This is a genomic window from Pseudarthrobacter humi (assembly GCF_024294965.1).
GTDB classification, from domain to species: Bacteria; Actinomycetota; Actinomycetes; order Actinomycetales; family Micrococcaceae; genus Arthrobacter; species Arthrobacter humi.
In genome coordinates, this window is the sequence record NZ_JANCLV010000013.1 from 16,128 (window position 1) to 31,400 (window position 15,273).

A 15,273-nucleotide genomic window follows, 5' to 3' on the forward strand; every position below is an offset into this window, starting at 1 on the left:
AGGGAAATACTCACGTACTGCACCGCGGCCGTAAGGGCCTGGCTTCCTACTTCAGAGAAACTGAGTCTATCGTGACTGGTTGCACAGGTGCGCCGTCCGATGCGCTGGAGCCGGGCTTGATTCCCGCGGCGGCAATGGCATTGACTGCTTCCATTCCAGAGGTCACCTTGCCCACCACCGTATAGCCCCCGGCAGAGTCGGCGGGAATCACCGTGTCTTTGTAGACCACAAAGAACTGCTTGCCATTGCCGTAGGCGTTGTCGCCGGACCGGGCTATGGCAATCGTGCCCGCAGGGTAGATGTTGTCTACCGGGGTGTTTTCGAGGGGACCCCACGTGTACTCGGGGTCGGCAGCAGCGGTGGCGCCACCGCACTGCAGGAGTCCGAAGGTTTCGCCCGTGGTCAGCCGGTGACACGCGCTGCCGTTGTAGAACCCCTCGTCCGTCAGTGCTTTGAAGACCGCGGCAGCCTGGGGTGCCTTGGTACCGTCGATTTCGACGCCGAGCACGTTCCCGTTCAGTGCCAGTTCACCGGTGAACACCTTCCCGGCGGCAGTGTCCGGGGCCGGGATGTTCGCGCCGTTCGTGGCGGGCGCGGAAGGCGTGGGGGAGTCGGTTGGGCTGGTCAGGCCAGCCTCCGCGGCGGCGAATTCCTGTTCAGTGGGATTGCCGGCAAAGACGGTGAACTGAAGCACGACAGCCAGCAGGACGGCGGCGGTTCCGGCGCAGGCTGCGATGAGGTTGTCGCGCTTGCGGCGTTTCTCCTGGTCCCGCCGCAGCTCGCGCTTTGCCTCCATCTGCTGGATGCGCCGTTTGGCTTCGCGGGCGCTGCGTGAACTGGCCGCCACTGGTCCTCCTTGTATCGGGCCGCATCCGGTAGGAAATGAATCCGGAGGCGGTTGTCTGCCGGCAGCGTTGCGGTGCCGGCCGCCGTATTAGAGATGCCGGCGGATGACGCATAAACTGACTGCCGCACATAGTTTATGCATGAGTTGCCGGACTGCCGCCGTGCCCCGCCCGTTTCGGGCGGAATGCCGGGCAAAGTCCCAGGCTTCCTTCATCAAGAGGAGAACATCCACAATGGCACGCACAGCCTCCCTGTCCGGATTCCCCGAGTGGCTTCCCGAGGAACGGCTGGTGGAGCTGCACGTGCTGGACACCCTTCGCAGGGTCTTTGAGCTGCACGGCTTCGCGTCCATCGAGACCCGTGCCGTGGAAACCGTGGGCCAGCTGCTGCGCAAGGGGGAGATTGATAAGGAGGTCTACGGCCTCAGTCGCCTTCAGGACGACGACGCCGACACCTCCGACGCGGGCAAGGCCGGCAAAGCCGACCCCAACGCCCTCGCGCTCCACTTCGACCTCACGGTGCCTTTTGCACGGTACGTCGTTGAGAACGCCGGGTACCTGGCGTTCCCGTTCCGGCGCTACCAGATCCAGAAAGTCTGGCGCGGGGAGCGCCCGCAGGAAGGCCGGGCCCGCGAATTCACCCAGGCAGACATCGACGTGGTGGGCGACGGGGAGCTGCCGTTCCGCTATGACGTGGAGATTGCCCTGGTCATTGCCGAAGCCTTGAGCGCACTGCCGATTCCGGACTTCCGCCTCCGGATCAACAACCGAAAGCTTGCCGAAGGCTTCTACCGCGGCATCGGCCTGGATGACACCGCCGGCGTGCTCCGCAGCATCGACAAGCTGGAAAAGATCGGCGCAGCCAAGGTCGCAGAGCTGCTCAAGACCGAACTGGGTGCTACTGATGACCAGGCGCAGGCAGCGCTGAAGCTGGCAGGAATCCGTACCGAGGACACCTCGTTTGTGGCGCAGGTCCGAGCGCTCGGTGTGACGAACGCCCTCCTCGAGGAGGGCCTGAATGAGCTGGAACAGGTGATCGAGGCGGCCGTGCAGCGCGCGCCGGGCAAGGTTCTTGCCGATCTCAGCATCGCCCGCGGCCTGGATTACTACACCGGCACGGTGGTGGAGACGGTCCTGGTGGGCCACGAACAGCTCGGTTCCATCTGTTCCGGCGGCCGCTACGACGCGTTGGCGAGCAAGGGCAACCGCAAGTTCCCCGGCGTCGGCCTCTCCATCGGTGTGACCCGGCTGGTGTCGCGCATCCTGAGCCAGGACCTGGCCAAGGCCTCCCGTTCGGTGCCCACCGCCGTGCTGGTGGCGCTCACCACTGACGACAGCTGGGGTGCCGCGCAGGACGTTGCCGCCCAGCTCCGCAGCCGGGGCATCGCCACCGAAGTCGCTGCCAAGGCCGAGAAGTTCGGGAAGCAGATCAAATTCGCGGACCGCCGCGGGATCCCGTTCGTCTGGTTCACCGACGACGACGGCAAGCACCAGGTCAAGGACATCCGGTCCGGCGAGCAGGCCGACGCCGATCCCGCAACCTGGACGCCGCCGTCGGAAGACCTTAACGTCCGGGTCACAACAGTCCAGGTGCCGGCGGCAGCAGCCCAGCCGGCCTGACACCGAAGGCGATGGAGCCCAGCGGCGCCGAAACGGGGCACTTCGACACGGACTCACCGCGCTCGAGGTCTGTTTCACTGGGTTTATGCCCCAAAGTGCTCCACGACGGCGTGGCTTGCGCCTGACGGTTCGGCTAGCGGCGGAACCGAAGCACCACGAACCGGCCGGCCGCGCCGACGGCCAGCACGGCGGCCATCCCCAGCACTGAAGCGGGCGGCAGTGTGAAAGCCAGCAGCAGGCAGCTGATAAAGCCGGCCACATTGAGCCACCGTGGGCCGTGGGCCGGGTGCTCCTCGAGGGTGTACGCGGCGGCGTTCGTCACCGCGTAGTAGATGAGCACACCGAAGCTGGAGAACCCCACCACCGTCATCACGTCAGTGGTCAGGATCAGGAAAATCACGACGGCGGCCACCGCCAGTTCCGCCACGAACGGCACCGTGTGCTTGCCGCCCACGAGCGCCAGGGGCGCCGGCAGATCGCGTTCCCGCGCCATGGCCAACGTGGTGCGGCCCACGCCGGTGATGAGCGCCAGCAACGCGCCCAGGCACGCCGCTGCCGCGCCGGCCTGGACAACCGGCGCACCGGCGGCCAGCTGCGAATTCACCACAGCGTCCAGCAGCGGGGCCGTGGTGGCGGCCAGCCTGCCTTCGGTCATGTGGTTTTGGAGCAGCAGCGCCAACGTCACGTAGATGGTGAAGGCGCCGGCGAGGGCCGCCAGGATCGCACGCGGAATGGTCCTGGCCGGGTCCTTGACTTCCTCTCCGAGGGTGGCGATGCGGGCGTACCCTGCGAAGGCGAAGAACATCAGGCCGGCGGCCGGCAGCACACCGCCCAGGTCGGCAAGAACATCGCCGGCGGCAGCTCCGCGGTCGGACGTTCCGCCTGCCGAAAAGTCCGCAGGATGCGGCCCCACGATGGCGGCAGCGGCAACAAACACCAGGGTGGCCAGCACACCGCACAGCAGGAGCCTGGTCAGGAATGCTGTGCGGGTAATGCCAAACAGGTTCACAGCGGTCAGTGCCACCACCGCAGCGATGGCAACCGGCACCGCGTAGCCCGGTGACACGTAGTGGCCGAACGTCAGGGCCATGGCGGCGCAGGAGGCCGTCTTGCCGCTGACAAATCCCCAGCCGGCCAGGAAACCGGGCCATTCCCCCAGGCGCTTCCGGCCGTACACGTACGTTCCGCCGCTGGCCGGATACCGTGCGGCCAGTTCCGCGGAGGCCACCGCGTTGCAGTAGGCCACGGCACCCGCGATCAGGACCGACAGGACCAGGAAATTTCCGGCCAGGCCGGCGGCGGGGGCGAAGACCACAAAAACGCCGGCCCCGAGCATGGAGCCCAGTCCGATGGACGTGGCGTCAAACACGCCGAGCCTCCGTTGAAGCTGCTGGTGTTCGGGCATGGGGGAGGCGGGCCTTTCCAGCGGGTAAACTCAGACGGGATTGTTCCCGGAACGATCCTATGCACTTTTATCTTTTGATTTCCTGCTGTCGTCTTCAGAAAGGCGTGCTGTGCTGCGCACACATGACCTCGGATCCCTTCGCTCCGAGCACATTGGACAAACCGTAACCCTGGCCGGCTGGGTGGGCCGCCGTCGTGATCACGGTGGTGTTGCATTCGTGGATCTGCGCGATGCGTCCGGCGTGGCCCAGGTTGTGGTCCGTGAGGAAGAGGTCTTCCACGGTCTGCGCAACGAGTACGTCCTGCAGATCACCGGCACCGTCTCCCAGCGCCCCGAGGGCAACGAAAACCCCGCCCTCGCCACCGGCGCCATCGAGGTCATGGCGGACAAGGTGGTTATCCTCAACACCTCCGATCCGCTGCCGTTCCAGATCGACGAACACGTGGAAGTCGGTGAGGAAGCCCGCCTGAAGCACCGCTACCTCGACCTGCGCCGCCCCGGCCCCGCGCGCAACCTCCGGCTGCGTTCCGAAGCCAACCGGATTGCCCGCGAGCTGCTCCACCAAGACGGTTTTGTCGAGATCGAGACCCCCACGCTGACGCGTTCGACGCCGGAAGGCGCCCGCGACTTCGTCGTCCCCGCCCGCCTGGCGCCGGGTTCCTGGTACGCACTGCCGCAGTCCCCGCAGCTTTTCAAGCAGCTCCTGCAGGTGGGCGGTTTCGAGAAGTACTACCAGATCGCGCGCTGCTACCGCGACGAGGACTTCCGCGCCGACCGCCAGCCCGAATTCACCCAGCTGGACATCGAAGCCAGCTTCGTGGACCAGGACGACATCATTGCCCTGGGCGAAAACATCGTCAAGGCGCTGTGGAAGCTGATCGACGTCGAGATCCCGACACCCATCCAGCGCATCACGTACGCCGACGCCATGGCGCGCTATGGCTCGGACAAGCCCGATCTCCGCTTCGGCGTGGAGCTGACTGAGCTCACCGAATTCTTCAAGGACACCGGCTTCGGCGTCTTCAAGGCCCCGTATGTCGGCGCCGTGGTGATGCCCGGCGGCGCTTCCCAGCCGCGGCGCACCCTGGACGGCTGGCAGGAATTCGCCAAGCAGCGCGGCCACAAGGGCCTGGCCTACGTGCTCTTCAAAGAAGACGGCGAACTGGCCGGCCCGGTTGCCAAGAACCTGAACGAAACCGAGCGTGCCGGCCTCGCCGACGCAGTGGGCGCCAAGCCGGGCGACTGCATCTTCTTCGCCGCCGGTGAGAAGTCGGCGGCCCGCGCCCTCCTGGGCGCTGCACGCGTTGAGATCGGCCACCGCACCGGCCTGATCGACCCCAGCGCCTGGGCCTTCTGCTGGGTGGTTGACGCCCCCATGTTCGAACCGGCCGCCGCAGCGGTGGCGTCCGGCGATGTGGCTGTTGGCGCCGGAAAGTGGACGGCCGTCCACCACGCCTTCACCTCGCCCAAGCCCGAGTTCATGGACACGTTCGACAAGGACCCGGAATCGGCCTTGTCCTACGCCTACGACATCGTCTGCAACGGCAATGAAATCGGCGGCGGCTCCATCCGTATCCACGAGCGTGACGTCCAGGAACGCGTCTTCGAACTGATGGGGCTGGACAAGGCAGACGCCCAGACCAAGTTCGGCTTCCTGCTGGAAGGCTTCAAGTTCGGCGCTCCTCCGCACGGCGGCATCGCGTTCGGCTGGGACCGTGTGGTGGCATTGCTGGCGGGCGTTGAGTCCATCCGCGACGTCATTGCCTTCCCGAAGACCGGCAACGGATACGATCCGCTGACCCAGGCCCCCGCGCCGATCACGGCGCAGCAGCGCAAGGAAGCCGGCGTGGACTTCAAGCCCCAGGCGAAAACCGAAGAGCCTAAAAAGGCCGAGTAGTCCAAGAGCGCAGTCGAGAGGCTCCCCGGCCAACCGGGGGGCCTTTCGCGTTGGAAGAGTGGTACGCCATGACAGTTTCACGTCCTGCACCAGCCCTGGGCCTGCCTGGGCTTGAGGCGCTGATGGATGCCGCCTGGCCGGCGCCGGACCGCGAGGAATCCGACGGCTGGGTGCTTCGTGCAGCCTCCGGCGTGACCCAGCGCGCCAATTCGGTGTGGCCGCAGAGGCCTGAGGGCGATACACGCCAGCAGCACGAAGCCTTGCGTGCGGCTCGGCTCTGGTACCGCGGCCGGCGCCTGCCGCTGATTTTCCAGGTCTTCGATGATCCCCGCTCGACCGGACTGAACGCCTTCCTTGACGGGGAAGGCTTCACCCGGCAGTCCGAAACGCTGGTGATGTGCCGGAGTACCGGAACAGATCCTGACGTGACCCACCCTGCGGTGGCCGTTCCCGGCGTCGAAATCTCCACGGTCCCCAGCGATGAGTGGCTGGAGCTGTGGTGGAGCGTCGATGGCTGTGGCGGCCCGGGGGAGCGGGAGACCGCACGCAGCATCCTGGCAGGCTGCCCGTCGGTGTACGCCCTGGTGAGGTCCGACGACGGCGTCCCCGCCGCCGTCGGACGGCTCGCTCTGCCTCCCGCCGGGGAGGCGGGAGGCAGCTGGGGCGGGCTGTACTGCATGGCCACCCGCCCGGACGTCCGACGGTGCGGGCATGCTTTGCGGATCATGCAGGCACTCTTGCACGAAGGTGCCGCCCGGCACTTAGCCGGCTACTGGCTGCTGGTCACCGCAGCGAATTTCGGTGCCCAGCAGCTCTATGCCAACGCGGGATTCCAGGAAACCGGCCGCTACCTCTACCGGCAAGAACGGCCGAAGCGGCACCTGACCGGCTGCTGACGTCCGTGGAGCTGCCGGCGATCATCAGCGTCCCTCAGACATGCATGAACGATCCGTCAAGCCAGAAATCTTCATGCTCAGCGGATCTTGCCCTTGGTCACGGTGATCGTGATGGGCGGGGTGGCCGCGTCGGGGCTGACGCCGTTGGTGGCAGCCACCGTAAACGTTGCCTTGCCGGCCTTGGTCGGGGTCCCGGAAAGGACCCCCGTGCTGGAGTCCAGGCTCAGCCCTGCGGGCAGTGCACCGGAGGACACGTAGAACGTGGGGGCCGGGTCCCCCGTGGCGGTGAACGTGTAGCTGTAGGCAGCACGCGTGGTCGCTTTGGTCGGGGGTGTGTCCGCGGTGAACACCGGGGGTACCGGGTTCACGGTGATGACCGACACCGTGTTGGAGCTGTAGTTGGTGACGTAGGCTGTCGATCCGTTCGGGGTGACCGCAACAACGGCCGGATTCGACCCGGCCGGGATCGTGGAGGTCACCGTGCCCGACGCCACATCGATGACCGACACGGTGTCGGAACCGTCGTTGGTGACGTAGGCTGTCGACCCGTCCGGGGTGAACGCAACACCGTACGGATGCGACCCGACCGTGATCGTGGAGGTCACCGTGCCCGACGCCACATCGATGACCGACACCGTTCTGAAACCGTTGTCGGTGACGTAGGCCCTCGACCCGTCCGGGGTGAACGCAACACCCACCGGTTCCGACCCGACCGTGATCGTGGAGGTCACCGTGCCTGACGCCACAGTGATGACCGACACCGTGTCGGAAGCGGTGTTGGTGACGTAGGCTGTCGACCCGTCCGGGGTGAACGCAACACCGTTCGGACCCGACCCGACCGTGATCGTGGAGGTCAAGGTGCCTGACGCCACATCGATAACCGACACCGAGTCGGACTGCGTGACGTAGGCCCTCGACCCGTCCGGGGTGAACGCAACACCGACCGGATGCGGCCCGGCCGGGATCGTGGAAGTCACCGTGCCCGACGCCACATCGATGGCCGACACCGTGTCCGAGCCGGTGTTGGTGACGTAGGCTGTCGACCCGTCCGGGGTGAACGCAACACCCCGTGGGGTAGCCGAGACCTGGATCGTGGAGGTCACCGTGCCCGATGCCACATCGACGACCGACACCGTGGAAGAGCCGGAGTTGGTGACGTACGCTGTCGACCCGTCCGGGGTGAACGCAACACCTGCCGGAAGCGACCCGACCGGGAACGTGGAGGTCACCGTGCCTGCAGCGGTTGCGGGGATATTGCCGACCAGCATGAGCGCCGCCAGGATCATGCTGATGGCCGCCCGCCGTCGGAACAGGAGGGAAACGGATGTACCGCGGCGGAACCGGCGTGTGCCGGTGCCCAGTTGTTTCTTGCTCGGGGCGGGACGCCGCCCCCGGTGTCGCCGGGACAATCCTGTTATGAACCGCATCAGGTCCTCCTGCATGTGGGGAGCGAAGTTTGTTGTGTCGCGTTCGTGCCGACATAACGGCTGAATCCGGAGTTTATGCACCAGGCAAACCTCCGGTCACCGGTAGTCGGTACCTGTCTTGTGCGCTGGCACTACTTTTATCCTTGGGTCCGAGAGAGCAGGCGGTTTGCCCATCTAATGGCGCTTCAGTCGCTCACGATGTGGCCCGGTCCGTCCGGGACGCCATGAGATTGCCGATGACCTCCCCAAACGGCCCGTCAGGACGAAGGACCAACCCACCATGAACAAGGCACGAGGGTTGGGTCACGAGGGTGAACGGATCGGTGTTCCGGGGCACCGGCCACGACCGAGGAGTACGTGACGTACCGGGATGCCACGCTGGAGTTCATCGCGGGACGGAAGCGTCGGATGGCCAAGTGGGTCACGGAGTACCACCCCGAGATTGAGGTTCGTTGCCCTTGGTGGCGACCTCGGCCTCGCAGCTGAGTTCGTCGAGCAGGCCGCGGGTCTTGGCTGAGTCGTAGCCGGCGTTCGGGTGCACGGTGATCACGGACGGCCGGTTGTGGGTATCTATGGCGGCGCGTCCGCCACCTGTATCCGGACGGCGCAGGCATCCGCGGCGGCCTTCCGCAGCACCGAGCCTTTGGGATCAGGCACATCCAGGAAGTCCAGCCGGGGGACTGAGGCATACAGCTTCATGGCAGGGTGGTCCATGACCAGTCCCGCAAGGGTCCGGTCCCCGCCGGGCGCCAGGTACTCGATCGGCTGGCCGCCGAAGACCGCTGCGGCGTGGGCCGCCACTTTCTCCACCAGCTCATCAGCCTGGTTAGCCCGGCGCCGTGCGAACCGCTGCTGGGACTGGCCGCCGGCCGCGGTACGGGACTGCACGTAGCGTGACCCTGCCTTGGACGCGAGCAGGATGCCTTCCCGGGCCACGCCCACCGCATAGCCGCCGCGCCGCACAAGCACCAGGCCAGCGGTCCGTGGCTGGGCGGCGACGGAGGCCAGGCGCTCCAGCGGATCAGCGCCGCGTCCAGGCCGTCCGTCAGGTGGCCAGGGGGCCTGGAGCAGCGCAGTGGTGCCGTCGGCCGCCAGCAGCCGCACGCCGTCGTCGTCATCGCTGATCCGGAAGCCGCCGTGCGAGGCACCGAAGCGTTCCGCCCAGCCGGTCAGGCGTTCGCCTGACACAAACGCGGTCCTGACTGACCCCGGCCGGCCGGCGCCGGGGGTATTGCGTGCGCTCATGGCGGGATCCCTTGGGTGGCGGACGGAAAATCGAGGGCGGAAGTGGGGCAGTGAACTAATGAGTAGCCTATCTATGTGGATGATCTCTTCGCCCAAGGGCATGGCAATGACGACGACGACACTGACGAACCGTCGTCGTCCGGCCGTACCGCCGCGCCCCGCAGTCCCTTGGCCGTCCGGATGCGGCCACGCACCCTGGATGACGTGGTGGGCCAACAGCACCTGCTGGGGCAGGGATCGCCGTTGCGGCAGCTGGCGGCCGGCACTGATGCCCTGGGCCCCGCGGGGCCCAGCTCACTGATCCTCTGGGGACCGCCGGGGACCGGAAAAACCACGCTCGCACACGTGATCGCCAAGGGCAAGGGGCGCAAGTTCGTGGAGCTGTCCGCCATCACCGCGGGTGTCAAGGACGTCCGGCGGGTCATGGACGAAGCCCTGACAGCGCGGGACCTGTACAAGACCACCACTGTGCTTTTCCTCGACGAGATCCACCGCTTCAACAAGGCCCAGCAGGATGCCCTGCTGCCCGGCGTCGAAAACCGCTGGGTGGTGCTCGTAGCAGCAACCACCGAAAACCCGTCCTTTTCGGTGGTCTCGCCACTGCTGTCCCGCTCCCTCCTGCTCACCCTGAAACCGCTGACGGAGGCGGACATTGAAGGGCTCCTGCAGCGCGCCGTGGCGGACGAGCGCGGCCTGAACGGGAAGGTGGAGCTCACCGCCGAGGCCCTGGCGCACCTCGTCCGGCTCGCGGGCGGCGACGCCCGGCGAGCCTTGACCGCCCTCGAAGCCGCAGCAGGCGTGGCCTTCGGCGATGCGGACGACGCCGCTGCCGACTCGCTGATCACCGTGGAACTCAAGCACACCGAACGCGCCCTGGATGTGGCTGCCGTGCGCTACGACCGCGCCGGGGACCAGCACTACGACGTCGCCAGCGCCTTCATCAAATCTGTCCGTGGCTCCGACGTCGACGCCGCACTGCACTACCTGGCCAGAATGCTGGAGGCAGGGGAGGACCCGAGGTTCATCGCCCGGCGTATCGTGATTTCCGCGGCCGAAGACGTGGGAATGGCGGACCCCACGGCGCTGCAGACGGCGGTCGCCGCCGCCCAGGCAGTCCAGCTGATCGGCATGCCCGAGGGTCGGATCGTCCTGGCCGAGGCCGTGGTCCATCTGGCCACCGCGCCGAAATCCAATGCGGCGTACATGGGAATCAACAAGGCCGTCGCGGATGTCCGTGCCGGCCTGGGCAACGGGATCCCGGCGCACCTGCGTGATGCGCACTACCCGGGCTCCAAGCAGCTGGGCCACGGGCTCGGCTACAAGTACGCCCACGATGCGCCCCATTCCGTGGCGAGCCAGCAGTACCCGCCGGATGACCTGGTGGGCCGGGATTACTACGAGCCCACCGCCAACGGCGCGGAACGGGACATCGCCGTGCGCCTCGAGCGCCTGCGCAAGATCATCCGCGGCAACTGACCCCGCGTCGTCGGTGGAGTGACCGGGCAGTGACGCCGCGGGAGTGACCGGGGGCGCGGCGGCCGGAGTGTGGGAATGCAGCCGAATCCTGCTAAGATTGTTCGTTGTCTGGCAAGGCGCGGACGCAATCTCCCCATCCTTCAGTATTTCTGCTGTTTCGTTGGGGTAGCCCTGTGCCCAGTAGCAAAAGGCAGCGGTTGGCCGATGCTCTCCATTATGGAGGCCAGTAACACTGACACACCGCAGATATTGGAAGGACACAAGTGGCTAACAACACTCGTGCTCGCCGTACAGCACGCCTCTCGCGTGCACTCGGCATTGCTCTGACCCCCAAGGCCGCCAAGTACATGGAGCGCCGCCCGTACGGCCCCGGTGAGCATGGCCGTGCCCGCAAGAAGCAGGACTCCGACTACGCCGTACGTCTGCGCGAAAAGCAGCGTCTGCGCGCCCAGTACGGCATCCGCGAAGCCCAGATGACCCGCGCCTTCGAAGAAGCCCGCCGCACCAAGGGCCTGACCGGTGAAAACCTGATCGAACTGCTCGAAATGCGTCTGGACGCCCTCGTGCTGCGTGCCGGCTTCGCCCGCACCATCGCCCAGGCCCGCCAGCTCGTTGTGCACCGCCACATCATGGTTGACGGCATCCGCGTTGACCGCCCGTCCTTCCGCGTCAGCGAAGGCCAGCTTGTCCACGTCCACACCCGCAGCGAAACCATGGTTCCGCTCCAGGTTGCAGCAGCCGGCGCACACCGCGACGTCCTGCCCCAGGTTCCGGCCTACCTGGACGTCAAGCTTGACGCCCTTCAGGCCCGCCTGGTCCGTCGCCCGAAGCGCTCCGAGGTTCCCGTAACCTGCGAAGAGCAGCTCGTCGTCGAATTCTACGCACGCTAAATCCCAGCAGCGTATCCAAAGAAGCCCGTGGCAAGCGCCACGGGCTTCTTTGTATGTAAGGTACTTGGGGGACATCTGCGGAACGCATCAACGCAGCGTACGCAGAGGTAAAAAATCCACGTCAGTTTCAAGGAGATGAACGTCTATGTCTGGTGGCGATATTGCCGGCCTGATCGCAGCCGGGGTGTTCGCGCTCCTGGTGCTGCTGCTCGCCGTGCCCATCCTGAAGCTCGGCAGTGTGCTGGAGGAAATTCGGACCTCCATCCGCTCCCTCAGCGATGGCGCCACGCCCCTGATGGACGAAGTCACCGCGACTGTGACCACCACCAACCAGCAGTTGAAGAAAGTGGATGGCATCGCCTCCAACGTTTCGGATGCGTCGGCAAACCTTTCCGCGTTGTCATCACTCGTAGCGGCGACGGTCGGTTCACCGCTGATCAAGGTGGCGGCCTTCAGCTACGGCGTGCGTTCAGCACTCGCCAACCGCAAGAAGCCCGCACCCGGCCGCCGCAGCCGCTAAGCCACCGGAGAACTGAAATGAAACGATTTGTCTGGATGGGAATCGGCGTGGCCATCGGTGTCATCGCGTTCCGCAAGATCAGCGAAGCCCAGTCCAACCTGGGGCCCGCGGGCCTGAACCGCGCGGTGGGCCGGCTGGCTGACGGCGTATACGACTTCGCCGATGCCGTGCGTGCCGGAATGCATGAGCGCGAGACGGACCTTCGGGCCGCCCTCGGGATCGATTCCCAGGACGTAGCCCGCCGCTGAACGCGCGCGCAAAACGCGCGAGAATTAAACCAGCAGCCGCCGCGTGCCGGCACTGCCGTCTGAATCAAATAAGTCATGCGTGTCACAACGCGTGAACCGAGAAGGGTATGTAATCAGCTCATGAAGTCGCAGGAGATCACAAAGCGCTGGGTGGACTTTTTTGTCAGCAAAGGACACACCGCGGTTCCCTCCGCCTCGCTGGTCTCCAGCGACCCCTCCCTCCTGTTCACCGTGGCCGGCATGGTTCCGTTCATCCCTTACCTGACGGCCCGCGAGGAAGCCCCTTTCGCCCGGGCCACCAGCGTCCAGAAGTGCATCCGCACTGGTGACATCGAGGAAGTGGGCAAGACCGCCCGCCACGGGACCTTCTTCCAGATGTGCGGCAACTTCTCCTTCGGTGATTACTTCAAGGAAGACGCCATCAAGTACGCCTGGGAGCTGCTCACCACGAGCGTGGACGACGGCGGCTACGGCCTTCCGCCGGAACTGCTGTGGGTGACTGTCTACGAAGAGGACGACGAAGCCAAGGAGCTGTGGCTGACGAACACCGGCGTCCCGTCCGAGCGCATCCAGCGCATGGGCAAGGCCGACAACTACTGGCACACCGGCCAGCCGGGCCCGGCAGGGCCCTGCTCGGAGATCTACTACGACCGGGGCCCTGCCTACGGCGTCGAGGGCGGTCCCATCGCCGACGAAAACCGCTACGTTGAAATCTGGAACCTGGTGTTTATGCAGTACCAGATCGACAACGTCCGTTCGAAGGACGACTTCGACGTCGTCGGCGAGCTGCCTAAGAAGAACATCGATACCGGCCTCGGCATGGAGCGCCTCGCGATGATCCTGCAGGGCGTGGAGAACATGTACGAGACCGACCAGGTCCGGCCTGTGATCGACAGGGCTGCTGAGCTGTCGGGCCGGGAGTACACGTCGGCCGAAACACCTGAGGATCCGCACCACACGGACGACGTCCGCATGCGCGTTGTCGGTGATCACATCCGTTCGGCCCTGATGCTGATCGCCGACGGCGTGACCCCGTCCAACGAGGGCCGCGGCTACGTCCTGCGCCGCCTGATCCGCCGCGCCGTGCGTTCCATGCGCCTGCTCGGTGTCGAAAAGGCCTGCCTGCCCGACCTGCTCCCCGCCTCACGCGATGCCATGAAGGGCGTCTACCCCATCGTGGCGACGGACTTTGACCGCATTAGCCGGATCGCCTACGCCGAAGAGCGGGCCTTCCTGCGCACCATCGCTTCAGGTACCGCCCGCCTCGAAGACGCCGTCACGGAGTCCAAGGCCGCCGGCACGCCGCTGTCCGGTGCAGATGCCTTCGCCCTGCACGACACCTACGGCTTCCCGATCGACCTCACCCTGGAGATGGCGGAAGAAGCTGGACTCAAGGTCGACGAGCCGGAATTCCGCCGCCTGATGCTCGAACAGCGCCAGCGTGCCCAGGCGGACGCCAAGGGCAAAAAGGGCGGCCACGCCGATCTCAGCGCCTTCCAGGAACTGCTGGCCCAGGGCGAGACTGTCTTCACCGGATACACCGACCTGGACGGTGAGTCCCGGGTCCGGGGCATCCTCAGCCGCGGACAGAACGTGGGGCACGCCGCCACCGGCGACGAGATTGAACTCGTCCTGGCGGAGACCCCGTTCTACGCTGAGGCGGGCGGCCAGTCGGCTGACACCGGCCTCATCACCGGTGACGGATTCGTGGTCGAGGTCCTCGACGTCCAACGCCCCATCAAGGGACTGAGCGTCCACAAGGCTATCGTCCGCGAAGGCGAGATCGGCTCCGACTCACTGGTCCGCACAGCCGTGGACCGCGAGCGGCGCCACGCCGCCGAGCAGGCGCACACCGGCACGCACATCGTCCATGCCGCCCTGCACCAGATCCTCGGCCCAGAAGCCACCCAGCGCGGTTCCTACAACAAGGCCGGCTACCTGCGGTTCGACTTCGCCTGGGGCGAGGGCCTCAGCACGGCCACGCGTTCGGAAATCGAGGAAGTCTCCAACCTCGCCATCCGCAACAACTTCCGCGTGGACACGAAGATCATGAGCCTGGCGGAGGCCAAGGCCCTGGGCGCCATGGCGCTCTTCGGCGAAAACTACGGCAGCGAAGTCCGTGTTGTGGAGATCGACGGCGCGTGGTCCCGGGAACTCTGCGGCGGCACGCACGTGCCCAACACATCTTTGATCGGCAGCCTGTCGCTGCTCGGCGAGCAGTCAGTCGGTTCAGGAAACCGCCGTGTGGAGGCGTTCGTCGGCATGGATGCATTCCGCCACCTGGCCGCCGAGCGCGCCTTGGTGACTGAACTGACCGAGATGCTCAAAGTGCCTTCCGGTCAGCTCGCCGACAGAATCGCCAGCACGCTGAACAAGCTCAAGGCCACGGAGAAGGAACTCGACCGCCTGCGCAAGGAACAGATCGCCGCGGCGGCCGGAAACCTCGTGGGCACAGCCCGGGACGCAGCCGGCGTCCGGGTCATCGCACACGACGCCGGACAGATCGGCGGGGCTGACGACATCCGCAACCTTGCCCTCGACCTGCGCAACCGCCTCGGTTCGGCAGCATCCACCGTGGCAGTGGCCGGTGTCAGCAACGACCGGCCCATGATCCTGGTGGCCACCAACGAGGCAGCCCGGGCAGCCGGCGTGAAGGCGGGAGCCCTGGTCCGGCTCGCGGCCGGAATCCTCGGCGGCGGTGGCGGCGGCAAGGACGACGTCGCCCAAGGTGGCGGCACGGACGCCGCCAAGGTCGCACCGGCGCTGGCCGCCGTTGTGGACGCCATCTCCCGGCGCTAGGGAAC

General features: G+C 66.3%; 12 protein-coding genes and 1 pseudogene. 8 read left to right on the plus strand and 5 right to left on the minus strand.

The window, feature by feature from the left end:
• Positions 1–46: 46 nt before the first annotated feature.
• Complete coding sequence (locus NFC73_RS16255) at positions 47–847, minus strand: peptidylprolyl isomerase (protein WP_254751836.1); 801 nt, start codon at positions 845–847, stop codon at positions 47–49.
• Positions 848–1,079: 232 nt separating this feature from the next.
• Here NFC73_RS16255 and hisS point away from each other — a divergent pair, with 232 nt between their 5' ends.
• Complete coding sequence (hisS, locus tag NFC73_RS16260; RefSeq protein WP_254751838.1) at positions 1,080–2,465, plus strand: histidine--tRNA ligase; 1,386 nt, start codon at positions 1,080–1,082, stop codon at positions 2,463–2,465.
• Positions 2,466–2,598: 133 nt separating this feature from the next.
• Here hisS and NFC73_RS16265 read toward each other — a convergent pair whose 3' ends face one another.
• Complete coding sequence (locus NFC73_RS16265) at positions 2,599–3,870, minus strand: APC family permease (RefSeq protein WP_254751840.1); 1,272 nt, start codon at positions 3,868–3,870, stop codon at positions 2,599–2,601.
• Positions 3,871–3,979: 109 nt separating this feature from the next.
• On the opposite strand from NFC73_RS16265, the gene aspS reads away from it, so the two are divergent.
• Together aspS and NFC73_RS16275 are read left to right on the plus strand one after the other, a co-directional pair.
• Complete coding sequence (gene aspS, locus NFC73_RS16270) at positions 3,980–5,767, plus strand: aspartate--tRNA ligase (RefSeq protein WP_254751842.1); 1,788 nt, start codon at positions 3,980–3,982, stop codon at positions 5,765–5,767.
• A 68-nt stretch (positions 5,768–5,835) separates the two neighbouring features.
• Positions 5,836–6,663: a GNAT family N-acetyltransferase gene (locus NFC73_RS16275; RefSeq protein WP_254751844.1), complete on the plus strand. Its 828-nt coding sequence runs from the start codon at positions 5,836–5,838 to the stop codon at positions 6,661–6,663.
• 77 nt (positions 6,664–6,740) lie between these two features.
• On the opposite strand, the gene NFC73_RS16280 is transcribed toward NFC73_RS16275, so the two are convergent.
• The 3 genes and pseudogenes from NFC73_RS16280 to NFC73_RS16290 form a co-directional block, all read right to left on the minus strand.
• Positions 6,741–8,090: a beta-propeller fold lactonase family protein gene (locus tag NFC73_RS16280; protein ID WP_254751846.1), complete on the minus strand. Its 1,350-nt coding sequence runs from the start codon at positions 8,088–8,090 to the stop codon at positions 6,741–6,743.
• A gap of 454 nt (positions 8,091–8,544) precedes the next feature.
• Positions 8,545–8,646 (minus strand): annotated as a pseudogene (locus NFC73_RS16285) (IS5/IS1182 family transposase); the annotation flags it as partial.
• Positions 8,647–8,660: 14 nt separating this feature from the next.
• A complete protein-coding gene (locus NFC73_RS16290; RefSeq protein ID WP_254751848.1) occupies positions 8,661–9,335 on the minus strand; it encodes an acVLRF1 family peptidyl-tRNA hydrolase in 675 nt (224 codons plus the stop codon).
• A 75-nt stretch (positions 9,336–9,410) separates the two neighbouring features.
• On the opposite strand from NFC73_RS16290, the gene NFC73_RS16295 reads away from it, so the two are divergent.
• From NFC73_RS16295 to alaS, 5 genes are all read left to right on the plus strand, one after another.
• A complete protein-coding gene (locus NFC73_RS16295) occupies positions 9,411–10,811 on the plus strand; it encodes a replication-associated recombination protein A (protein ID WP_254751850.1) in 1,401 nt (466 codons plus the stop codon).
• A 263-nt stretch (positions 10,812–11,074) separates the two neighbouring features.
• A complete protein-coding gene (gene rpsD, locus NFC73_RS16300; protein WP_058932352.1) occupies positions 11,075–11,701 on the plus strand; it encodes a 30S ribosomal protein S4 in 627 nt (208 codons plus the stop codon).
• Between the two features lie 145 nt (positions 11,702–11,846).
• Positions 11,847–12,221 carry a DUF948 domain-containing protein gene (locus NFC73_RS16305; RefSeq protein WP_254751852.1) on the plus strand — a complete coding sequence of 125 codons (375 nt, stop codon included), beginning with the start codon at positions 11,847–11,849 and terminating at the stop codon, positions 12,219–12,221.
• Between the two features lie 17 nt (positions 12,222–12,238).
• Positions 12,239–12,469 carry a DUF6167 family protein gene (locus tag NFC73_RS16310; RefSeq protein ID WP_254751854.1) on the plus strand — a complete coding sequence of 77 codons (231 nt, stop codon included), beginning with the start codon at positions 12,239–12,241 and terminating at the stop codon, positions 12,467–12,469.
• A 120-nt stretch (positions 12,470–12,589) separates the two neighbouring features.
• Positions 12,590–15,268 carry an alanine--tRNA ligase gene (gene alaS / locus NFC73_RS16315; protein ID WP_254751856.1) on the plus strand — a complete coding sequence of 893 codons (2,679 nt, stop codon included), beginning with the start codon at positions 12,590–12,592 and terminating at the stop codon, positions 15,266–15,268.
• Positions 15,269–15,273 lie beyond the last annotated feature (5 nt).